The sequence below is a fragment of the Pelagicoccus mobilis genome (assembly GCF_016595505.1).
GTDB classification, from domain to species: Bacteria; Verrucomicrobiota; Verrucomicrobiia; order Opitutales; family Opitutaceae; genus Pelagicoccus; species Pelagicoccus mobilis.
The window spans coordinates 51233-73432 of record NZ_JAENIL010000031.1; the positions used below are offsets into that span (position 1 = coordinate 51233).

The 22200-nt window shown below is 52.9% G+C and carries 18 protein-coding genes; 10 read left to right on the plus strand and 8 right to left on the minus strand.

Going from position 1 to position 22200, the window contains the following annotated elements:
* Window positions 1–170: 170 nt before the first annotated feature.
* Window positions 171–872 (minus strand): GDSL-type esterase/lipase family protein, encoded by a 702-nt coding sequence (locus JIN87_RS16610; protein WP_200356717.1) that lies wholly within the window; start codon window positions 870–872, stop codon window positions 171–173.
* A gap of 167 nt (window positions 873–1039) precedes the next feature.
* Here JIN87_RS16610 and JIN87_RS16615 point away from each other — a divergent pair, with 167 nt between their 5' ends.
* The 7 genes from JIN87_RS16615 to JIN87_RS16645 all read left to right on the plus strand — a co-directional run bounded on the left by JIN87_RS16615 (window position 1040) and on the right by JIN87_RS16645 (window position 12104).
* Window positions 1040–3358, plus strand: a complete 2319-nt coding sequence (locus tag JIN87_RS16615) for a hypothetical protein (RefSeq protein ID WP_200356718.1) — start codon at window positions 1040–1042, stop codon at window positions 3356–3358.
* A 20-nt stretch (window positions 3359–3378) separates the two neighbouring features.
* On the plus strand, window positions 3379–5367 hold the full coding sequence (locus tag JIN87_RS16620; RefSeq protein ID WP_200356719.1) for a sialate O-acetylesterase: 1989 nt from the start codon (window positions 3379–3381) through the stop codon (window positions 5365–5367).
* A gap of 26 nt (window positions 5368–5393) precedes the next feature.
* Complete coding sequence (locus JIN87_RS16625) at window positions 5394–7730, plus strand: alpha-L-rhamnosidase-related protein (protein ID WP_200356720.1); 2337 nt, start codon at window positions 5394–5396, stop codon at window positions 7728–7730.
* On the plus strand, window positions 7727–8638 hold the full coding sequence (locus JIN87_RS16630) for a hypothetical protein (RefSeq protein WP_200356721.1): 912 nt from the start codon (window positions 7727–7729) through the stop codon (window positions 8636–8638). Before JIN87_RS16625 ends, JIN87_RS16630 begins: the two co-directional genes overlap by 4 nt.
* Window positions 8639–8661: 23 nt before the next feature.
* Entirely contained in the window at window positions 8662–9936 is a 1275-nt protein-coding gene (locus JIN87_RS16635) for an AraC family transcriptional regulator (protein ID WP_200356722.1), read from the plus strand.
* 85 nt (window positions 9937–10021) lie between these two features.
* On the plus strand, window positions 10022–10837 hold the full coding sequence (locus JIN87_RS16640) for an alpha/beta hydrolase (RefSeq protein ID WP_200356723.1): 816 nt from the start codon (window positions 10022–10024) through the stop codon (window positions 10835–10837).
* Window positions 10838–10847: 10 nt separating this feature from the next.
* The gene (locus JIN87_RS16645; RefSeq protein ID WP_200356724.1) at window positions 10848–12104 is read left to right on the plus strand and encodes an ADP-ribosylglycohydrolase family protein; all 1257 of its coding nucleotides are present in this window, start codon (window positions 10848–10850) and stop codon (window positions 12102–12104) included.
* A gap of 9 nt (window positions 12105–12113) precedes the next feature.
* On the opposite strand, the gene JIN87_RS16650 is transcribed toward JIN87_RS16645, so the two are convergent.
* From JIN87_RS16650 to JIN87_RS16670, 5 genes are all read right to left on the minus strand, one after another.
* On the minus strand, window positions 12114–12905 hold the full coding sequence (locus JIN87_RS16650) for a Nif3-like dinuclear metal center hexameric protein (protein WP_267909404.1): 792 nt from the start codon (window positions 12903–12905) through the stop codon (window positions 12114–12116).
* 121 nt (window positions 12906–13026) lie between these two features.
* Window positions 13027–14421 (minus strand): glycoside hydrolase family 140 protein, encoded by a 1395-nt coding sequence (locus JIN87_RS16655; RefSeq protein WP_200356726.1) that lies wholly within the window; start codon window positions 14419–14421, stop codon window positions 13027–13029.
* Window positions 14422–14451: 30 nt separating this feature from the next.
* The gene (locus tag JIN87_RS16660; RefSeq protein WP_200356727.1) at window positions 14452–15243 is read right to left on the minus strand and encodes a ThuA domain-containing protein; all 792 of its coding nucleotides are present in this window, start codon (window positions 15241–15243) and stop codon (window positions 14452–14454) included.
* 21 nt (window positions 15244–15264) lie between these two features.
* On the minus strand, window positions 15265–16332 hold the full coding sequence (locus tag JIN87_RS16665; protein WP_200356728.1) for a Gfo/Idh/MocA family protein: 1068 nt from the start codon (window positions 16330–16332) through the stop codon (window positions 15265–15267).
* Window positions 16333–16560: 228 nt separating this feature from the next.
* Entirely contained in the window at window positions 16561–16788 is a 228-nt protein-coding gene (locus JIN87_RS16670; protein ID WP_200356729.1) for a hypothetical protein, read from the minus strand.
* 38 nt (window positions 16789–16826) lie between these two features.
* Between JIN87_RS16670 and JIN87_RS16675 the strand changes: the two genes are divergently transcribed.
* Entirely contained in the window at window positions 16827–18332 is a 1506-nt protein-coding gene (locus tag JIN87_RS16675) for a sulfatase family protein (protein WP_200356730.1), read from the plus strand.
* On the opposite strand, the gene JIN87_RS16680 is transcribed toward JIN87_RS16675, so the two are convergent.
* Entirely contained in the window at window positions 18329–19753 is a 1425-nt protein-coding gene (locus JIN87_RS16680) for an SLC13 family permease (protein ID WP_200356731.1), read from the minus strand. The two genes, JIN87_RS16675 and JIN87_RS16680, sit on opposite strands and share 4 nt — an antisense overlap.
* A gap of 95 nt (window positions 19754–19848) precedes the next feature.
* Window positions 19849–20355: a VOC family protein gene (locus JIN87_RS16685; RefSeq protein ID WP_200356732.1), complete on the minus strand. Its 507-nt coding sequence runs from the start codon at window positions 20353–20355 to the stop codon at window positions 19849–19851.
* A gap of 191 nt (window positions 20356–20546) precedes the next feature.
* Between JIN87_RS16685 and JIN87_RS16690 the strand changes: the two genes are divergently transcribed.
* Window positions 20547–21209 carry a type 1 glutamine amidotransferase family protein gene (locus JIN87_RS16690; RefSeq protein ID WP_200356733.1) on the plus strand — a complete coding sequence of 221 codons (663 nt, stop codon included), beginning with the start codon at window positions 20547–20549 and terminating at the stop codon, window positions 21207–21209.
* A gap of 25 nt (window positions 21210–21234) precedes the next feature.
* Window positions 21235–22200 (plus strand): acetylxylan esterase, encoded by a 966-nt coding sequence (locus JIN87_RS16695; protein ID WP_200356734.1) that lies wholly within the window; start codon window positions 21235–21237, stop codon window positions 22198–22200.

Consider the following 22200-nt stretch of genomic DNA (forward strand, 5'->3'; position numbering starts at 1 on the left):
TCTGATAGGTTTGTCTAATCTGAGCAAGTAAGTGCCTACATTGGGTAGAGGTAATCGCTTGCGTGGAACAAGGCGCACAAAATCCCAATACTAACTCCGCTTAACAACAAAACCGGTTATTCATCCCGTAAACCTACCGTAAAATCGGAACAACAAAAGAGCCCAGGAAGCTACTCAAAATCGATCTCGTTCGGCACTATGACCTTCCTGACTGCACGAGCCCAGCGATCATAGCCCAGATCATTGAGGTGTATCCCGTCCTCCACGAAATAACGCTCCTTCGCAACCCCATCTCTCCCGATCAAGGCGTGCGCTACGTCGATAAAGTTCAACCGCTCGTCTTCCTCGCAGATCGCTTTCAACATGGCATTCGCTTTGACGGCCTGCGGCCAAACGGACGCTCGCGCAATACTCGGCTTGATCGAAATGACATAGACCCTCATCTCGCTGTTTTGCTCATGGCAGAGGCGTACAAAGTCCAGAAAGTCCCGAGCCACCACCACTGGCGTCTTCCCTTTCGCCACGTCGTTATCCCCCTCGTAGACCAAGACCGCACGCGGTTCATAGGCGGCCACCAAACGGTCGAAATAATGGATCGCATCGCTGAACTGACTTCCCCCAAAACCCATCGGCACCACGCTCAAAGGGGCTAGATCTTGCTCGATTCTCGGCGTCCACATCCGCATCGAGGAACTACCAACGCAGACGATCCCACCCTTCGAGATACCACGCTCGCGCGCCCTTTCCTCCAGTTCAGTCACCTCCTTCTCGAATCGGGTTGCATCTTGTCCAGCACCCCAGCTACAGGCCAACGAGCAGCAGAAAATTGAAACGGCAATTCGGTAGAAAAAACGGTCAAAAACACGAGTCATGGGAGGGAGGAAGAGCGACGCCCAAGCCCCGAACAAACCCACAAGCACTTATCCCGTAAAGCAATCGCTTCCGCGATTTATCGGACAGGCTTAACGGGTAAAGGCCAGAGCAGCCACGACCTCACTCCCTTTTCGTTGCAGCCTGAACTCCCCATCACCTTCTCTCTATGCCTGCTTACGACCCTCCAGGACAAATTGTCCTCCTTCACAATTCCTCCGGACTGCGAATCGAATTCAACATCCAAGAGCGAGCCAGTTACCTCAACCTCTGGACTTCGCCCCTCGCGGGCAAATCGAACGACTACCGGGAACGCAACTTCAGCAATCGAGACGACCATACAAGAGTCTTCGCTCGGATCTCGCTGCCAAATCTCACTCAAGCGAACTTCGTCATCTGCGACTATGATCCCACCCACACCGTCGTTCAGTTCAAAGATCAACGCCTCCATTTGTTGCCGCATCCGAGCGAATCGGCCTTAGCCGTTTGGACCGAACAAGCCCAGGCGATCGATTTCAAATCCCAATCAAGCGACACCATCCACTCCCGTGACAGCGACCACTTCGCGATCGCTCACAGAGATCGCTGGCACGACTTCATCTTCACAGCCAGAATTGGCGACAAACGCTCCCGCTTCGTCCATCAGCTTCTAGGTGAAGAAGGGCGTAGCTCCTACGCGCGATTGAACTTGCACCCCCGGAGAAGCCTGATCCTTCACTCCGCTCTCGCAAGCGAACCCTGTGCCATCCCGCTCAAACTCGCAAGGCAGTCGATTACCGATCTGGAGAAAAAAGCGGAAGCCTCTCTCTCGCAGGCGCTCGATACAGGCAAGATACAACTACGCGGTCGCGACGAATGGGCCAACCTGCATGAGACCTGCCGGAAACATCTCTTTACTGCTCGTGACAAGTCCGGCGCCGTACGAGCCGCTCTCAGTCGAATCTACTACCTCATCTGGGTCCGTGACGGAGCGTTCATCGAAGCTAACATCGCCTACTCTGGCTGGTCGCACGGAGCCAACCTCTGGAAAACCTTCCTGCTCGCCAATCCCACTCGCATAGCAGACGGAGCCAGTAAAGGGAAAGCCTTCCTCATGCTCGTGAACCAGATCACGAAATGGGAAGAAGATGGCCTCTTCTACGCCGTCTGGTCCGCATTCTCAAGTATGACCCAATGGCGATGCGCTCCGACATCCGAGGAACTCGCTACCCTCGATGCCGCCACGGAATGGCTAGAAGACTATTGCTTCAATGCAGTCAAAGGACTCTTCGGAAGAAACTATGCATGCGAAACGCCGCTGATTGGATCACGAGATTTTGGATACGACAATGCAGTCGGTAATCCCACAGACACGCCTCCGCCCAAAGCTCACAACGGAGTAAATGCCCTCCTTTCCTACGATATTTATATCAACGAAATCGCATTTAGTTCGTACTGCATGCTGGCCGCCATGCATGACGACCCAGAGAAAGCGGACAGCTATCTGACCAAGGCCAAAAACCTAAAAGCCCGTATGAAACGTTGGTACAAGAAAGGACTCCCCCCTTACGGCTACCTCCTCCTCGAAGACGGGCAGTTTTCACAGGAACCCGCTTACGGACTTGATCTCACCGACTACGTCTGGGCCTTCACCGCTCCGCCCATCAGCTCTCACCCCCATCGGCTTCCTGAAATCCGGGAAACCCTTCTGGCCGAATCCAAAGAGCACGCTCCTGAGTATTTCCTCAGCGGATACTTCAGTCTGATCCGTTCCTTGGATACACTCTACGTCAACGAGTCCAAAATATCTCAGGCGATCGACTACGCGGTTCGGCAGTCCACTGAAGGTGGTTCTACACTCGCCATGCCGTATGCCATAAAAGAAAAGTTGGATGTTTCAGACGGCGATCCTTGGCATGACGTACGCCCCCAATCCTTCAGCGCCGCCCCCTACCTATCGTGCCTTTCTAACCTTGTCCTGAGAGCGATGCCCTTCGGATTAGCTATTAGACCGAGCGGTATCGTACATAGCCTGACGAACTATCACTATCGCGAAACCAGCATCGATCTGATCAATCACTGCGGCCAAGTCGGCTTCTCATTCGAAATTCTGATCGATGGAGAAACGCTTCAGCATTCCCTCCAAATCCCTGAATCACTCCTGGAAAACGAAAAGGTCACCGTAGAAATTAAAGAGGCCGATTCAGTCCCTTTTGGTCCTCTCCTCGTTTCATCAACCGTTCGACTGTCTTCAATCAACGAAGAGGGAAGTAGAGTCGCGTACGTAGTCGATACCTTTGGATACAACACCCTGGAATTCGACGGAACAGGACTGCATTTCGAACTCTCTCCTTCTTCACCAGAACCGACTCCCGAACTAGAAATCCACAACACAAAGGACAGTACCTTCATCAGCTTCTGGGGACGAGGGCGTTACGAAATCGGTGTCGCACGACGTGGAGAAGAAAACGAGATTTCTTCACCTCAAACTGCGACGTTCAAAGCCTAGCGAGTTACTTTCGGAAGAACATGTCCAAAACCTACTGCTCTCTCATCCTCGCTTCGTTTGTCGCGTCGATCCTATCAACCGCCTTTGGAACCCCCAAACTCCCGCCCTATTTTTCCGACCATATGGTCCTTCAACGGGAAACGCCCGTCATCCTTTCTGGATACGCGGATCCTTCCAGCGATGTACACGCGCAATTGGACTCCTTGGAAACACGGCAACGTCTCAGCGTGCAGACTGACGCAGACGGAAACTTCAAAGTCGAATTCCCATCCTTGCCTGCGGGTGGCCCCTACACCCTCACCCTCGAAGACCCTTCGGGAAAAGCGATCTACAACAACATTCTAGTCGGCGACGTCTGGCTCTGCTCCGGACAGTCAAATATGGAATGGAGACTCGAAGCGACCCAAAACGCCCAAGACGAAATCGTTCGTTCTCATCACCCGCACCTCCGCTTTTTCAAGGTTCCGCACGCCATGAGCAACACGCCTCATACCACGCTTGCAGCAGGACCTTGGCAACCATCCTCCCCCGACAGCGCCCAAAACTTTTCAGCAGTCGGATACTATTTCGGAAAGGAGATACAACAACGCACAGGCGTACCCATCGGTTTAATACAATCAACTTGGGGGGGCACGGAAATCCATCTATGGATCAACAAATCCGCCTTCGCCTCAGTCCCAGAGCTGCACTACTATCTCGATAAAAACACGAGCAGACGCCCGTTAGACACCCTCGAAATCGAACGCATCGATAAACTGCTTGGCACCCTCGACCGCCCAGCTGATGCCCCGCCATTAAGAGCTCTCAAACGCGGCGTCGCCCACCCAAAGAATCCCGGGCATCTCTACAATGCCATGATCCACCCTCTCATCCCCTTTCCAATCAAGGGCGTGATCTGGTATCAAGGCGAGGCTAACGCCCACCTCGCGGGTGAATACCAAAGCCTCTTCCCGCTTCTTATTAACAGCTGGCGTGATGAAAGAGGACAGAACGAACTCCCCTTCTACTTTGTCCAACTCGCAAACTATAGGAAACGTCAAGAGGAGCCAATCGAGAGCGACTGGGCAGCCCTCAGAGAGGCCCAAGATAAAACGCTCGATCTTCCTGCCACAGGACAAGCGATAGCTATCGATATCGGCGATGCCAAAGATATACACCCTCGCAACAAAAGAGATGTCGGAAAACGCCTCGCCCGTCATGCATTGAAAAACGAATACGGCGTCGAACTTTCCTCCGATGGCCCCCGACTCGCGAAGGTCGAAAAAGAAGGAAACGCCCTGCGTCTCAGTTTCGACAATGTCGACTCCGGGCTGATCCTCCAGGGTGATACGCAAAGAGCGTTCTCGATTTCAAGCGAGGACGGTCCTTTCGAATGGGCTGAGGTTCGACGAGAGGGCAACCGACTTCTCATCAGCTCAGATAAAGTAGCCGACCCTAGCTACCTGCGATACGCTTGGGCCGACAATCCTCCATCGCCCTTGTACAACGGCGATGGTCTTCCCGCCTCTCCTTTCCGCACGGATCAACGACCTTTGCCATCCGACGATCGTCACTGGATCACCCCTAGCAAACATGTCGAATTCGATACCGCTCTCGAGTTCATCGACAAAGCCGAGTGGACTCCCTACGGAAGCGCTCGGATCGCCGTCTCCAGTTACCAACACGGAAACTCCACCCTAAACCTGATCGATGGCGACACAGACACCCGCTGGTCTACTGAGGGTCTAGACCGAAAGTTAATGGTCGATCTTACAGATTTGACGCTATGCGATCATATAGGCCTGCAGCTTTACAATGGAGACAAACGCCAAACTCTCCTCAAAGTTGAATACTCAAAGGATGGTCAAGAGTGGACCGAATCCTTCTTCGGGCTTAGCTCAGGCACCAGCTCCGACCTAGAGAATTTTCCAGTATCCGACACGCCGATACGGTACATACAAGTCACATTTTTCGGCAATACATCCAACCTTTGGAACAGCATCACCGAACTTTTACTTCCCACGCGTTAATCAATCGATTGGGACCCTAAACTTGCATGACGCCTACACCCGACCCATCGCCGTTCCCTAGCCCAACCGCTCATTTCTGCTGGTACGACCGGGAACGCCCTAAGCCATTCTCGGCAGCATTCTTTAGACGTGCCTTCGAGATCTCCCAAATACCGTATCGTCTCTCCATAATTGTGAGTGCCGACAACCGCTACCGACTCTGGATAAACGGTATCCCGATCGGACGCGGCCCCTTAAAAGGCACTCCCTCCCGCTACTACGCGGAAACCTACGACCTCGCCCCCTTCCTCAAGCAAGGTCGAAACGTATTGGCAGCGGAAGTACGTTGGCTCGGAGACCTAGGTCCCATAAGTGAGGTTCACACCGACGAACCAGGGCTCTACGTTCAAGGCATAGAAACCGAGATCCTAGATACTCCAGGAAAATGGAAAGTGCACCCTGACACATCGCTTTCACCAAACGTCGACGACCCATACAAAGCAGCCCGCGGGTGGCTCGGCTATCTCGACAAGATCGACTACCGAGTTCAGCCCACAAATTGGCAATCGCCAGAATTCAATGACTATCATTGGCAGACAACCCTCTCCGTAGGGGAGGTTCCAATACGTAACCCATGGGGCATCGATCCTGCCCATTGTCTAGTTGAGCGAGACATTCCACACCTCCTAGAAACGCCTCTTGATTTCGATAGCATACTCCTAAACCGCACGCCAACGGAGTTTCCCTTCACCATCCTACCAGGCGAATCAAAAGAACTCTGGCTCGACGCTGGAAAGCTTACCACTGGCTACCCCAATCTCCACTTTACCGGAGGAGAAGGTCGCCGAATCGATATCACCTACGCTGAAGCGCTCGGGAAATGGCAAGACGGACGTTGGGAAAAAAGCCGCCCGCGCTCGGATATAGACTCCTCTGAACCTCACGGCTACAGCGACTCCATAATCTTGGACGGAGGCCAAACGGTTTTCGAACCGTTCCACTGGAGAACCTTCTGGTTCATCAAGGTAAAAGTATATTCGGGCGACCAAGCAGTGACCCTAACACGAGCAGATTATCGCTTTACCACCTACCCTCAAGATTTCTCCGCTCGCTTCATTTGCGCCCACCCTCAAGTAAAGAAGCTATGGGATATCAGCCTTCGCACTCTCCAGCTCTGCGCTCACGAAACCTACGAAGACTGTCCCTATTTCGAGCAGCTCAACTACGTCGGAGACACGCGCCTGCAGGCCCTTTGCAGTTATTATCTCGCCAATGATACATCACTGGCAAAGCGCTGTATCCAACTTTATAGACACTCTCTTCAGTCGCACGGTCTTACCGCCAGCCGGGAGCCCTGCAACGAGCGACAAGAGATTCCAGCATTCTCTTTGCACTGGATCCTAATGCTCAACGACTATTGGAAATGGGTCGGCCCTGATGGACGGGACTTCGTTCGCTCCAACCTCCCCGCGGTAATCAGCGTCCTGTCCTATTTCCGGGATCATCTCAACCAACACGGTTTTGTGGGAGAGCTCGACAATTGGACTTGGACCGATTGGGTCGCGGGTTGGGAACGCGGCGTGTCCCCTGCCGACCAAGGCGGTAACGGGTCAACCTACCACACCGCCCTCTTCGCCCTAGCCCTTGAAGCCGCAACTCGACTCATAGACGAAACTGAAAGTTCCGACGATTCAGGGCAATGGAAAGCGCTTCGCGAACAGCTTCTCATATCCATCCGAGAAAAGACATGGAGCTCAGAGGATCTATATTTTCTGGACGGTCCCGGTCGGGAAGAAGACCCGTTTTCTCAGCACGCTCAAGCATGGGCTATCCTCTCTGGAGCAGCCACATCTGAACAACGGGAAGCGCTAAAAGGCCGACTCCTCGACGATACTGAACTTAAGAAGATGTCTCTCTTTCAACGCTTCTACCTCTGCCAAGCCCTCGATCGAATCGGCGACTCGTCCCACTTTTTCCCAAAAACCCTAGATCCTTGGTATCAGCTTATCCATGACGCTTTCACCACATGGCCTGAAAATGAGAAAAACACACGCAGCGACTGTCATGCCTGGAGTAGCTGGCCAGTAATCGAATTTTTCCAATCCCTACTCGGAGCCCGCCCCGCCAAACCAGGATGGCGAGAAATTCAAATCGCTCCCCGCTACGAGGCAACTCGCTCGGCCTGCGGCTCCTTTCCCTCCCCAGTCGGTGAAATCTCCATCAGCTGGGAATGCGACGAAAACGGATTCTTCCGCATCGACGCAAAGACTCCAACTGGTATCCCCACTTACCTCACGCTCCCAAACGGTCGGACAAACAGTTATCCCGACGGGGGGTTCATCGAACTGGAACTTCGGCCAAAGGCTCAAAGCGTAGAAGCATGAACCCCTTCCCGAGAAGCATTCGAACTAGGGCTCTGAAGCTCGTTCGTCGCTTCCATATGTATCTCGGTCTCCTGTTGCTCCCGTGGGTTTTACTCTACGGAGCGAGCGGATTTCTTTTTAATCACGTTTCCCCATTCTGGGGAGGAACGGTGGATACGGTTGCGACATTCACCCCTAAACAAATCGAAACGTACACTGACTTTCGCCCCATAGAGATCCAAGAACTATCTCACTCTCTCTTGTCCCGCATCTCTTCCGAGCTCGGCCAAGATTATGAATTGAAAAGCGCCTGGCTACACGGCCCATTGCGCTTCGTAGGCGACCAAGGCACCCAAGGTGTGCGACTTCACCTGTCACCGAAAGACGGATCCTCAAATACAGTCGTATTCAGAAAACAGGGACCCGACCAGGAACATGCCCCCTACCATGGAATGTACGTGCACCTTCCGACCCCGCAACTAGAGCCCCTTGCAAAACAACTGAATACGCTGCTCGAAACAGAAGGCACAAAGCTCGACGTACCGCTGAGTCCCGCCATGCAAGGCTCAAACGCCGAGCTAAGGTTCGTACTAATGGACCGTGACAGAAAAGAATGGCGAGGCGGTTACAATCTCGCAACGGGTAAGCTCACAGGAGTGGCCAATGATTCTCCCTCCCGATTCAACCTAAGTCTTGCCGCTAGGAGACTGCATACGAACCACAGCTACCCCGAGTCTATAAATAGCAAATGGGTTTGGACCCTGCTTAGCGACATGACCGCGCTTTCGCTCGTCATCTGGGCCTTAACAGGTCTATTCATGTGGTGGCAAATTGTCCCAAGTCGAACGGCAGGCAGCTTGGTCCTCCTGAGTACAGCTTCGATCGCCTTCATCCTCTTTTTGCAAAACCTCAATTCCCTAGCCTTCTAGGATACGAGATTCGCCTGAGTACCATGTCCAGCCCTTCACAGAGTCCCTTGCCTCTTGGTATGTCTCCCGTCGAGCGAGAGGAGAAAAACGCATCAGACACCTCTTCGAGCTACAAGAGGCGGAAGGAAGTCGCTCTCATAATCGAAACTTCCAATGCCTACGCACGAAATTTACTGTATGGAATCGTCGACTACATTCGGAAGCACGAAACCTGGGCCTTTCACCTGGTTGAAAAAAGCCGCGGAGAAACCCCGCCCGACTGGCTCGAAAATTGGAAAGGACAGGGCATCATCGCTCGCATCGAAAACAAGCGTATCGCAGAATCGGTTACAAATTCGAATGTCCCCGCGATCGACCTGAGCGCCGGACGACACCTCCCCTTCCTACCCTGGGTAGAAACGGATGACAGACGCATCGCCCACCTCGCCTACGATCACTTCCACTCACGCGGTTTTACCCACTATGCATTCGTCGGGGACTCTCGATTTAACTGGTCCAAGCAAAGGGGCGAAGCCTTTAAAGCAAAACTCAAGGAGAGCGGACTCTATTGCTTCAGTCGAAACGTTGATTCCGGCAACACTTTGAGACGTCCCGACAATGAATCACTCATCAAGTGGCTAAAAAATCTGCCAACGCCCATTGCCGTCTTCGCCTGCTACGACCTAATGGGGCACCGCGTCCTAGAAGCCTGCCGTGAAGCAGGATTGTCCGTTCCCGAAGAAGTCGCAGTTCTTGGAGTCGACGACGACGAGCTCATCTGCGAACTCTCCAACCCGCCACTTTCCAGTATCATTCCCAACGCCCAGCTCGCTGGCTACACTGCAGCGGAACAGTTGGATCATATGATGAACGGATTCCACCCGCAAAGGATCGAAACGCTCATCCCTCCCATAGGAGTCACGACCCGTCAATCTACCGACATACTCGCCATAAACGATAGAGAGGTCGCCCTTGCCCTCCGTTTCATTCGCGAACACGCCTGCGATCCTATCAGCGTAAGCGACCTGCTCAAGGCGGTTCCTCTCTCCCGACGTGCTCTGGAAGGAAGGTTCTCGGCTTTACTTAAAACCTCCCCTCATAAGGAAATTCTCAACGTCCGCCTCAATCGGATAAAACAGCTCTTGATTGAAACAAACTATTCGATCGAAGAAATCGCCTACAAAGCTGGATTCGAACACCCCGAGTACATGGGGGTCGTCTTCAAAAGGGAGCTTGGCGAAACCCCACATCATTTCCGAAAACGGAATCAATACGCCAAAACCGAATCCCCACTCTCCCGGCCGAAAGCAAAGGACTAGTCAATCAATCGTCCAATTGCTTAACGGAATAAGCTCCGCCAAAAATCGAGGAGAAAACTTACCAATACATAATTCTCCCAACAAAATGAAACTAACGAAATTCGAGTCCCCGCTTTGGAACGGCGACGTACCTGTTCCACACGACACCAACCTCGTAGAGACGCACTATTTCCAGCCCGACACCGAAGCCTACAAGGATGTCGCGACACCGCTTCTCTCCCTGCAGCTCATCGAGTCTTCTTCCGCATTGCCCACCGTTCTCGTGTGCCCAGGAGGCGGATACGACATACTCGCCTGGGACAAAGAGGGAACGGAAATTGCCGACTGGCTGAACAGTCTCGGCTTCTCTGCAGCGATACTGAAATACCGCACCTCCCAAAATCGCGTAGGAGCCCTTCAAGATGCGCAAAGAGCAATGGGTATCTTGCGTTCCAAAGCGCAGGAGTGGAATCTAGATCAACAGCAGATTGGAATACTAGGCTTTTCCGCAGGGGCTCACCTCTCCGTCAACCTCTGCTCCAACTACAACAGTCGTTCGTACTCCGCCGTGGACGAAGCCGATCTGCTCTCCTGCCTTCCAGACTTCGCACTCCTCGTCTACCCAGCTTACCTTGCCGACGAAAAACTTCAGCTCTGCGAAGGGCTAGCTGTCACCAGCAAAACGCCGCCAAGCTTCATCGTCCATACCCAAGACGATCCCATCCCGGTGACCAATGCGATCGCTTACTACTTGGAGTTGCAACGCCAGAACGTTCCTTCCGAGCTGCACATTTTCCCTCACGGCGGCCATGGCTACGGTATCCGTCCATCCGAGCATGCGGTCTCAGGTTGGCACGAACTCGCTAAAGATTGGCTCCAACGCAGAGTCCAGAAACCAGAACCCGCGACTGCAAGTACCTAAATTTTCACCAATGCCACTCAAATCAATCGCAACGATCTCAGCGCTCTTCCTGCTGCACACCCAGTCTACCTTCGCACAAGCTGAAGAGGGCCTGAAACGGATCTCCGAAACGGACTTAAAGGACAAGATCCACGGCTACTGGATCGGCCAACTCACTGGAAATTACATAGGCTTCCCCTTTGAAAATCTCTACGACGAAGAGCCTATCCCAGTCTTTATCGAACGCTATTACACCTTCAAGGATGCCGAAGCACTCGGGCTGAAAATGAACCTCGATGACCGACGATCCTATACCCCCATCCTAGCCGATGCCCTTGGCGGAGCCTGGAGCGACGATGACACAGATATCGAATTCGCCACCTTGCATGCCGTTGAAGAATATGGGCTCGACATCACCTATCCTGAAATCGTCGCCTTTTGGAAGAAACACGTAAACCGCTACATCTGGGCCGCAGCCCGCGCAGCGCGTGACAATATGGATACAGGGCTTCTTCCACCCGAAACAGGAGATCGCGAAAACAACCACCGCTGGTTTGGCATCTCCTCGCAACTCATGACGGAGATCTGGGGAGCCTTCTATCCAGGTATGACACTACAAGCCGCTGAACGTGCCGAATGGAATGCCAAAATGATGACCGCCGACTGGGCGACTCATCCGGACATCGTCTACGCATCCATGTACAGTGCCGCCTTTTTCGAAAGCGACGTCAGGAAACTCGTCACTGATGCAGCCCGCAAGCTTCCCAAAGAGAGTCCTTATCGCCGGGGAATAGAAGAAACCCTTATGTGGAGCCTCCAACACGCTGACTGGCACGTCACGAGGAAGCTGATACACGATAAGTACTACACTCGCGTCGACGACTTCGAAGTTCCCTATGAAATGGGCGGGGCTGTGATCAATGGCCTAATCGGAATCATGTCGATCCTCTATGGCGAGGGCGACTTCATGAAAACCGTTTCCATCGCAACAACCGCGGGCTACGACTGCGACAATCAAGCAGCTACCTGCGGTGGCCTCCTGGGGATTATCAATGGTGGCAGTTCCATTCCAGACACGCTTACCAGAGACCTCCCAAGCCGCTGGCCATGGGAAACACCATTCAACGACCAGTACATCAACTATTCGCGTGACGGTTTACCCAACTTCACTCGAATCAGCGATATCGTTACTCGCATTCAGAGAATCGCCGAACAAGCTATCTTCGAAAACGGAGGCCGCAAACTCAGGCAAGATGGGCAGGTGGTCTATGAGATCGTCACCAACTAGTAGATACATCTAGACCGCTACGAACGGATCTCCGGACTCGATGTATTCAACTTGCACTTCCGGCAAGATACGTCGTAGCCAGCTTGCTGCGTGCTTCATGCCTCCTTCCTCGGACGCCGAGTGACCGAGAATCAAGTAGGCTTTTCGCTGCCCAAGGGCAACGGCATCACGCACATACTCCACCGTCTCCCATTCTCGCGATTCACCTCCGACTAGAAGCTCGACCGACTCGTCACGCAAAGCCTGGATCTGCGAGCGAGACGCAGGAGCGCCGGCGCAAAAGGCGACTTGACTCACCACGAGATCCGGATCTCCAACCAAACGTGGACACGTCGCGTTGAGAGCGACCTTCAAAGCATTCGCTACATCAGCAACCGTCTGCTCTGAAATGCGAAACCGCTTATAGGATCCTTCGATTCGAAAGTCGCTCCACCCCATTTCCTCAACCACCCCAACATCGATTAGGTCGGGACGGATCGCGTGCATGTAATCATGAAAACGCCACACGGCCAAACCGGAGTCCTCAATCAGTTGGCGCTTTTCTCTTTGAACCGTATCAGCCTCCATCCATTCGAAGAACTCATCGGACGCGTTATACCAAGTCGGTTCGTGAGTCACGATCATTTCCGCGCCGCAGGCGATCGCCTTTCGAACAACCTCCACCGAAGCGACAAAACAAACAGCAACCCTCGAAACTGACATAGACTCGGATCCGCACTTAAGCGTATCGTTGCTCCTTTCTCTGGGCTCCCCAACCGAGTGCTTGATAATCCGATCAGTGATTTTCTCAACAGTGAGCATAAGACGATCCCAAAACTGGTTTTTAGCGATTCTCTACGATTCCAGCAAATGGGTTCACCAGAACAACTGTAATCCGTTAGAGACCGTTCACTCTGAGTAACGTCTTATCCGATTGGACACGTCAACTTCCCGGTTTTCCATAACCACGTTCGGCGTCGTCAATCACAAGCACCCAATCCGGTCCCCCCATGTCTAGACTGACTCGGTCTTCCCACTTGGGACTATAGGTGCCTTCGTTTTCGAAGGATTCGATAAAGTAGGTCAATCCAGTCCGAGGATCATACCACCAAGCCTTCAATCGACCTCCCTCGATCACGCTCGTATCCAACTTCAAAGCACGAGCAATCGACAGATAGGCCATAATATAACTAGCATCCTTTTCTCCCAGTACGCCATCGCGTGTAATCTGGATATAAGCGCTGCCAAAATTCTCCTCCGTCAGAAGCAACGATTGATCGGGGATCCGACTTAGAAAAGGCCTCGACTCCATCAGAGAACGCAAATGCCGCATCTGGTAGGAAACCGGCGAATCGATTGCGACATGCCAGGGATCTTCCGCCCAAACGATTGGCTCCCTCCCTTCCTCAAGCATCTGCCAAACGCTGTTATGTCCATAGCTATGCCCGAACGCACCCGCGAAAACAGATAGATAGGCAGACTTGCGAATGTCGTAAGCGTCGAACCTGCCATTTACCTCATTCCAGCCAATCGGTATCTGCTCGTAAGCCGGTTCGGCATTGAGCACCGGCTTCGCTGGATGGGTCAGATAGTCACTTCCAATATCTTCCCATACTGGGATGTCACGAGCGTCATGCCCCGACTGTCTCATGTGAAAATCAAGCCAAGGAGTGTCGGGAAAATACTCCGTCGTCGCGTGGCCTCCGCCTGGATGATAGCTGATTAAATGCTTGCCGCCATCTCCTTCCTTCAAGCCGCTGGCCATACTGTCCCAAATATCTTCCGTATCTTCAGGAGAGCGATCCCCGCCCAGAACCCACACGATGTTCCAAGCGTCTCGATAGCGTTCCCCCAAAAAACGACCATAGGCGCGAGCGGTTTCCTTTGAGAACAAGCTGTGGTTCTCGAAAAGCGGATGCGCCTTGTCCTGAGCATGAGCGCCCCAGGTTGGCAGCATCGCCAGATAGACCCCCTGTTCCGCAGCCAAAGACACGACCTTATCAACGTGCTGAAAGTAGGCTTCGTTGGGACGAGTAGGATCTAGATCCTCGAGCGGCAGATGGCCATCGGGAGTCGGATCCGTCAGGCCATTGCACTCCGCTAACAATACGACTTGTACGACCGTGAATCCCTTCGCGGCACGATTTCGCAAATAGCGCTCGCTCTCCTCGAGATCCAATCGATGAACCAACTCCCAAGCCGTGTCCGCGAGCCAAAATAAGGGGTTTCCGTCGTCGGTTTCCAAATACCGACCATTTTCGCTGACTCTCAAGTACTGAGCCTGAATAAAAACGCTACTCATCGCCGAAAACGTAAAGAGTACGAAGAGCAGCTTCATTGCAATAGACCCGGTCCTCTAGCGGAAATCTTACTTGAATCCCTCTTCGCCTGCGGCATGCAACGAATCGCCGCATTTCTCGATTTTCTCAGGAGCGTCTTCAATCGGAATATTCGGGGCTTCGTCTTTCCAAATACTCCCTTGAGGAGCCGCCCAACGAACAGCGTTTATCAGTACCCGACGTACGTTCTTGTCATAATAGATCGGATACGTTTCATGACCCGGCCGAAAGTAGAAGATCTTTCCGTTGCCACGATTCCAGCAACAACCGGATCGAAATACCTCTCCCCCCTCAAACCAGGATACAAACACCTGTTCGTCCGGAGCTGGAATTCCAAAAGGCTCACCATACATCTCCGTCTGCTCAAGCTCAATATACTTGTCGACTCCTTGAGCTATCGGATGGCCCGGATTGCAAACCCACAAGCGCTCTTTCTCTCCAGCCTCACGCCAAGTCAAGGAACAGGTCGTCCCCATCATCCTTTTGAAAATCTTGGAATAGTGGCCCGAATGCAGAACGATAAGCCCCATTCCCTCTAGCACACGCTTCTGGACGCGATCTACGATTTCGTCCGGCACATCTCCATGAGCGCAGTGTCCCCACCAGGTCAATACGTCCGTATTGGCGAGACGCTCCTCGGTAAGCCCACACTCGTCTTCCTGCAAAGTTGCGGTCCCGACCTCAAGTTCGGGCCCCAGCTCCCTCAGCGCTTCCGCAATCGTCGCGTGCATCCCCTCCGGATATAGACGGCCGACCACTTCGTTCGTGTGCTCGTGCACGTTTTCCCCCCAAACAACTACGTTCAGTTTCTTGCTATTCATTTCAATCGATTCTAAAATTTTCTACACCTCGAGAGCAGCTACCGAGCTGTTCCCGAATACGACTTCACGGCCGCTTGCGGCGCTTTGATAAAGCCCATCGAGCACCTTTTGGATTCTCAAACCATCATCGACGTCCACTGGGAATGGTCTTCCTTCCTTCACGCAAGACACCATCTCCTGGTAAGGATCGCTCGCGTTGTACGTATTCAGCTCAACCCTACCAGTCAGGTACTGCCCCGCTTCCGAACGAGCAAAGCGAGCCTCGAACTCGTAGCCCTCCCCAATATTCTGATGGATGAGAGTTCCTCGCTCGCCCATAACTCGCGTCAACATATCCTCCTGCTTTTCCTGCAGACCAGCCCAAGAAGCCTCCAGCAACAAAGAGGCCCCATTTTCGAATTTCACCATGCCTGAGGCTAAATCCTCGACATCGAATTCCTTGCCCTCAGCTGCAGCGCGGCCGCGACCGATACGTTCATGCACTGCCCCCGAAACGCTCACTGGTTCCGGAGAGCCCATTAGCCACATTGCTAAATCAATCCGGTGCACCCCAAGATCGATCAAGGGTCCACCGCCCGACTGGCCTCGTTTACCGAACCATCCACCGAAGCGTGGAAAACCGTCTCTTCGAAGCCAACGTGTATATCCGTGGTAAGCCTCGCCTATAAATCCATCGTCAACCAGCTGCTTTAGCGCCTGACCCGCAGGACTAAAACGATAGCTCAAATTCAAGCCGAGCTGTCTTCCGCAGCGCTGGGCGACTTCCTTCATTCGCTCCCCTTCCTCGACACTCATCGCCAAGGGTTTCTCGCAAAGCACATGAGCCCCGCTTTCCATCGCATCGATCGCCACTTTCTCGTGCAAAAAGTTCGGCAACGCCACACTTACGATATCAGGCTTGGTCGCCTCTAGCATCTCCGAGTAATCCTCGAAAAGGGCTTCTACTTCCAGCTCCTTGCCCATCTCCTGGAGAAGCTCGTTGTTGAGTTCCGCCAAGCCGACGAGCTCGATGTCGTCTCGCTTTCTAAAGCCATAGGCATGGTGGCGCCCCATTCCGAGGCCGATCACTGCGCATTTCACTTTCGACATAATCTATTCCAATGAATCGGGTTAAAACGAACTCATGCCAGCTCACCGCCAATGGCGAAAGCAGAGAAACACTTATCACGTAATCCCAGCCTGCTCCCAATTTCGTCTTCGGCTCTCCCTATCACTCCCAAAGTGATTCCAATCTCAAGTCGCGTAAAACTCCCCGAGACCGACGCCTAGCCCTTAGAGGGCCAAATACGGCCCATCGCAAAGCCCCCAAAAATCAACCTAAGCTTGATTCATGCCCCCAATCAGACCGGGAACACGATCGAAACCAGAACCAACACCACCTACTTTTGAATCTTTATTCGCTTTCAGTGCAAAACCTTCGGAGCACACATGAACAAATGAGATTTCAGCCCACTCTTCCTGCTTGAAGATGCAACCTAGACAAAAATTCATTCTAGCATAACGCGATAAACGTACAACAGAATCGCAAACGGCAATGATAGCCATGAAACGTCTAGTGCTGTTACCTTCACCCAACTAAGCTGATGTCCTGCGAAACCCGAGCGCCCAATCTACTCTTTATCATGACCGATCAGCAGCGTTTCGACGCTCTGTCATGCCACAACGGAGTAGCTCGAACGCCAAACCTCGATGCTCTAGCCGCTCAGGGAGCTGATCTGCGAAAACACTACTCCCAAGCTCCCGTCTGCGTGCCATCTCGCTGTACGATTTTCTCCGGACGCTACCCGCACTCCACAAACGTATTGGAAAACTTCGTACGCTATCCTTCCGGAGAGGACCACCTCTTCTCTATCCTCAAAGAAGCCGGCTACCATCTGTCGTACTTCGGGAAGAACCACCTTCTCGAAGACGATGAATTCCGAGCTAACCTAAACGTATTTGAAACCTTCTCAGAACACAGCGACGACTCCCAACGCAAAGCCTATCAAGAACTGGAAGAGCGATCGCTCCAACGACTCGAATCAATCGGCAGCTACGCATCCTCCGAATACCACGACTTTCCAGATATGGCCACGACCTCTGGCCTGATCGCCACCAGCGTCGCGACCGCTATCCGTGTCGCTCCCCACGATCGCCCCTGGTCAATCACCGCATCGTTCTACGACCCTCATGTGCCCCATCTCGCTCCCAAGCGCTTCGAGAAAGAGTATCCACCAAAGGATATACAGATTCCAATCAATCCGAACGAGAACCTGAAGGACAAAGCTCCCAGAGTCGCCCTCAAGCAAGAAGCTCAAGGCGCCCTTCGGGCCAGTTTGCAAGAGAAACGGCTCTATTCCTCTGTCTACTACTCGATGTGCAGCTATGTTGACGAACTCATCGGGGACATCATCGAAGAACTTGGCAAACGCGAGGACGCTGAGAATACCATTATCGTATTCCTTTCCGACCACGGGGACTTCAACTGGGACCACGGACTCTGCAAGAAGGATCTTCTACTCTACGAAAGCCTCCTTCACGTTCCTTGCATCATCAGCTGGCCTGGAAAGATCCCCCCGCAAGTCGTCGACAAAACGTTTACGGAGCATGCTGATATCGTCCCCACCCTTCTCGAACTCGCCTCCATACCAAGACCTCCGACAATCCAAGGAAAATCGATGGTACCTTTGCTCGAGCAGCAAACCGCATCGCATCGCAAAAGCACTCATGCCGAGGTCTGCTACCCGGACATGCGCAATCCCTTCTCTACGTATCCAGAGTTCATAGACGCTTTGAACGATGCCAAGAAGAACGGGGATCCTCTAGGTCAATCGACCTCCTTCAACATCCCTGGCGATTATACGAAATCTATCCGCACTGAAGATTGGACCTATATCTGGTACGGAAACGGATACGAAGAACTCTATGATGCCAATAACGACCCAAAGGAGGAACGCAATCTCGCATCAGAACCGACCGAGGAAACGCGGCTACTCTGCCAAAAGTTGAGACTCGAACTATTCGACTGGTTCCTTCATACGGCCCCCGTCGCTAGGAAATCCGTTCCTAGCAAGACGCGCAATTCTTCCAACTCCTGGATACATCCCTAAAACACCAAGGGTAAAAGCCACTTGGAAAACGCCACCAGCAAGGCCACCGAAACTAGGTTCAAATAAATCCCTGCTCGCATCATTTGGCTGATCTTCAATTCCCCAGAAGCGAACACAATCGCGTTCGGCGGGGTTGCCACAGGCAACATAAACGCGCAGCTCGCCACCACCGCCGTGGGAATCGCAAGCAACAAGGGCGACTCCCCTAGCGTCAAGGCGATCGGCCCCATCAATGGCAACAATCCCGCAGTGGTAGCCGTGTTGCTGGTTACTTCTGTAAGAAACACGACAACCAACGCGACGACCGCAACCACCCAAATCGTCCCCATGCCTGAAAGCCCTTCAAACAAGCCGCCAACATAAGTCGCTAAGCCGGAGGACTTCATCAATGAAGCCAAAGCTAAACCGCCACCAAACAACAGCAGAACCCCCCATGGGACGCTCCCAGTATCCTTCCACTCCAACAAGCCTTTCCCTTCCCGCCTCCCAGACGGAACGATGAATAGCAAAAGAGCCGCTGCCATAGCGATTCCTGTATCCGAGACAGCAAGACCTAACCACTCGTTCAAATGGGATCGAAAGATCCAACCCAAAGCCGCGACTCCGAAGATCACCGCAACCGCAATTTCATCTCTAGAGATTGCGTCAAGCTTACCAAATCGCTCTTCATCGCTTTGAGACTCAACAGCGCTCGGCCCAACTCGCTGCATCCTCGCAGTCAAAAGCAGCCAAGTCCCCACCAACATAACGATACTGAAAGGCACTCCAAACAACATCCACTGGGCAAACCCGATTTCGATGCCATAGGAATTTTCAAGATAGGCCGCCAACAGAGCATTAGGCGGCGTTCCAATCAAAGTCGCCATTCCCCCAATACTCGCAGCATAGGCAACGCTAAGAAGCAGTACCGGACCGAATCCAGGCATCGCCTTGCCTTGCTTCACCAGAAAGGAAGCAGTCGAGAGAGCGACTGGCAACATCATGATGGTAGTCGCCGTATTCGACATCCACATACTTAGGAATGCGGCCACCGCCATCATCCCACCTATTTGGCTACGCGGGCTTGAACTAATCGACGATACGACTGCTCGAGCAATACGAAGATGCAGTCCAGTTCGCTCCATCGCGATCGACAACAGAAAGCCCCCTAGAAATAGATAGATCAGCGGATTCGCATAAGCGCTCGTGACCTCCTTTACAGAAATCAATCCGATCGTAGGGGCGATGACGATCGGCAAAAAAGAAGTTGCCGCTAAGGGCAGGCATTCAGTCATCCACCAAATGGCCATCAACATGCCCAATCCAGCAGTCCTCCAGGCCTGTACCGACATTCCCTCGAAAGGCGGTTCGAAACTCAAGCAGCACAGCAAAGCGAGCAAGCCAAACCAAAAACCGAACCGCTTCCAATTAAGTCTCTTCATCCAGAAGGAGTCACAGAGACACAGCTCCCCTATCAAAACCTAAAACAAATCATCCCGTAAAGCGGCGAGCGACCTTACGCGTCTCCACTTTGTCGTTACTTGTTCTCAGGTGAGTCCTCAGTCGGATCAACGACCAGCCGATGTCCCTCGTCAAAGATCCAAGTCTCTTCGTAGTCGACCTCAAAGAGATGCCCGTCCGGATCCTTAAAGTAGCCGGCGACTCCCCAATGTGTTCTAGTCGCAGACTTCACCAAAACGCCTCCGGCATCTACCGCTTTGGCCAAAATCCTTGGAACCTCCTCGGCAGATCTCGCGAGATAGATCAACCCTACCCCAGAAAAGCCAGTCCCAACAGAGCTTGAATACAACGAATCCTTAGCAAAGTCCTCCCTTGAGATCAGAGCCAACGCGTATCCACCCAAATCGAACTTCACGAAACCTTCATCACTCGATTCCGCACGTTTCCACCCAAGCTCTTCGTAGAACTGAGCAGACCGTTGCACATTCTCCACTCCCAGGAGGATCAAATGCAATCGCTGGCTTGGACGAGTAGGCTCATTTCCACTCGACTCAAATTCACTCCCTACCGGGGCCGATAGCATCTCTTTGTCTTCCATAACACATACAGTTCTCGTCGATGGACTATTACATCAAGAAATCTTCTCAACGAATACACTCATTTGCGTATGAAACCCGTAAAACGACGCCACACGACTTAACGCGAAAAGCAAAACCTGCTCTAGCGTCTCGAGAAGGCCGTCGATCCAATTCATCTCTCAAAATCATTCTCAAGGTGCACAAAATACTCTTCCTCGCAGACGATCACTTCTCAGCTCGACCGGGATACGCGCTCTACAAAGCCCTCCGTCACACACATAATATCGACTTTTTCGAAAACGAGTGGAGCGCCCTCGATTTGCGCGGCCCCATCGAAAGCGCGGATCTTCTTGTCCTGAACATGATCCACAGCACCGGCGACCATCCAACGCCCACGGAGACTCATGCTGAGAGCGTAAGGCACTATTTGCAAAAAAGGAAGCCGCTGCTCCTTCTCCACGGAGCATCCGCCGCCTTCTGGCCCTACGATTGGTGGCGCAGAAATGTAGGACTACGGTGGGTACGACAAGACGATCCCGGTAACGCTCCCCCTTCCACACACCCCGTACAACCCTATTTGCTCAGACGACCCGATCCCGCACCCCCACTATCCCAATCGCTGAAGGAAGCCGACTTCCCTACAGACGAAATCTATATCAACCTACAGCCCGAAGGTGAAATATCCCCTCTCTTGCACACGGAACTGGACGACAAGACCTACGTCCAAGCCTATTTATCGACCACGCAATGGGGCGGCTCGGTAGCCTGCTACTTGCCCGGACACTCTTCAGAAGTAGTAACCCATCCATCGAGTATTCACAACGTAAACACGCTTATACAACATCTGCTTCAATCTTGATGCTCCTCACATCGCCACACGCTCCATGCCGATCCTAGACAAACCGCTGCCCGAACTTAGAACTTATCAAGGCATCAATCCGTGCCCTCAGGACTTCGACTCCTTTTGGGACGAGAGCCTCGCCGAATTAGACCAGATCGCACCAGAACCGGAACTGGTTCCCAACCAGACGCTCACCCTACAGCATGCAGAGTGTTTCGACCTACGCTTCACCAGCGTCGGAGGAGCTCGGATATACGCGAAATATATTAAACCGAAAAACGCAAGCAACTGCCCGGCAACGCTCGCTTTTCACGGTTACAGTTTGGAATCCGGCGACTGGAGCGAAAAACTCTCATTCGTCATCCAGGGCCACGCGGTAGCCTCCATGGATTGCCGAGGTCAAGGCGGTCTTTCCGAAGACGTCGGCAGCGTAAAAGGCACAACCCTACGTGGACACATCGTCAGAGGCCTAGAAGACCCTGACCCGAAAAATCTCCTCTACCGTTCCCATTTTCTGGATACCGTACAACTCGCTCGCGTGGTTGCCTCGTTCGACGAAGTGAATGCAGAGCAAATAAGCTGCGTTGGCGGCTCCCAAGGAGGTGGGCTTTCCCTCGCCTGCGCCGCTCTCTCTCCTCTGATCAAGCGTTGTTCTGCCACCTTCCCTTTCTTGTGCGACTACCAGCGCGTCTGGGAAATGGACCTCGCCAAAGGAGCTTACGAAGAGCTCAGCTACTTCTTTCGACGTCGAGACCCTACTCACGAAAAGAAGGACGCCATCTTTACGAAGCTTGGTTATATCGATTGCCAACACCTAGCGCCCCGCATCACCTCAGAGGTCCTCATGCTCACAGGCCTGATGGACGATATCTGCCCGCCTTCCACCCAATTCGCCGCCTACAATAAGATCCAATCCAAGAAAAACGTGATCATCTATCCTGACTACGGACACGAAGGGCTGCCAGGCGGAAACGATACGCCTCTGGAATTTCTCACTCGCCCTTACTAG

Excerpts from the sequence above, each read along its gene's own strand:
- JIN87_RS16610 (WP_200356717.1), bottom strand. The coding sequence starts at position 872 with ATGACTCGTGTTTTTGACCGTTTTTTCTACCGAATTGCCGTTTCAATT.
- JIN87_RS16615 (WP_200356718.1), top strand. The coding sequence starts at position 1,040 with ATGCCTGCTTACGACCCTCCAGGACAAATTGTCCTCCTTCACAATTCC.
- JIN87_RS16620 (WP_200356719.1), top strand. The coding sequence starts at position 3,379 with ATGTCCAAAACCTACTGCTCTCTCATCCTCGCTTCGTTTGTCGCGTCG.
- JIN87_RS16625 (WP_200356720.1), top strand. The coding sequence starts at position 5,394 with ATGACGCCTACACCCGACCCATCGCCGTTCCCTAGCCCAACCGCTCAT.
- JIN87_RS16630 (WP_200356721.1), top strand. The coding sequence starts at position 7,727 with ATGAACCCCTTCCCGAGAAGCATTCGAACTAGGGCTCTGAAGCTCGTT.
- JIN87_RS16635 (WP_200356722.1), top strand. The coding sequence starts at position 8,662 with ATGTCCAGCCCTTCACAGAGTCCCTTGCCTCTTGGTATGTCTCCCGTC.
- JIN87_RS16640 (WP_200356723.1), top strand. The coding sequence starts at position 10,022 with ATGAAACTAACGAAATTCGAGTCCCCGCTTTGGAACGGCGACGTACCT.
- JIN87_RS16645 (WP_200356724.1), top strand. The coding sequence starts at position 10,848 with ATGCCACTCAAATCAATCGCAACGATCTCAGCGCTCTTCCTGCTGCAC.
- JIN87_RS16650 (WP_267909404.1), bottom strand. The coding sequence starts at position 12,905 with ATGCTCACTGTTGAGAAAATCACTGATCGGATTATCAAGCACTCGGTT.
- JIN87_RS16655 (WP_200356726.1), bottom strand. The coding sequence starts at position 14,421 with ATGAAGCTGCTCTTCGTACTCTTTACGTTTTCGGCGATGAGTAGCGTT.
- JIN87_RS16660 (WP_200356727.1), bottom strand. The coding sequence starts at position 15,243 with ATGAATAGCAAGAAACTGAACGTAGTTGTTTGGGGGGAAAACGTGCAC.
- JIN87_RS16665 (WP_200356728.1), bottom strand. The coding sequence starts at position 16,332 with ATGTCGAAAGTGAAATGCGCAGTGATCGGCCTCGGAATGGGGCGCCAC.
- JIN87_RS16670 (WP_200356729.1), bottom strand. The coding sequence starts at position 16,788 with ATGGCTATCATTGCCGTTTGCGATTCTGTTGTACGTTTATCGCGTTAT.
- JIN87_RS16675 (WP_200356730.1), top strand. The coding sequence starts at position 16,827 with ATGTCCTGCGAAACCCGAGCGCCCAATCTACTCTTTATCATGACCGAT.
- JIN87_RS16680 (WP_200356731.1), bottom strand. The coding sequence starts at position 19,753 with ATGAAGAGACTTAATTGGAAGCGGTTCGGTTTTTGGTTTGGCTTGCTC.
- JIN87_RS16685 (WP_200356732.1), bottom strand. The coding sequence starts at position 20,355 with ATGCTATCGGCCCCGGTAGGGAGTGAATTTGAGTCGAGTGGAAATGAG.
- JIN87_RS16695 (WP_200356734.1), top strand. The coding sequence starts at position 21,235 with ATGCCGATCCTAGACAAACCGCTGCCCGAACTTAGAACTTATCAAGGC.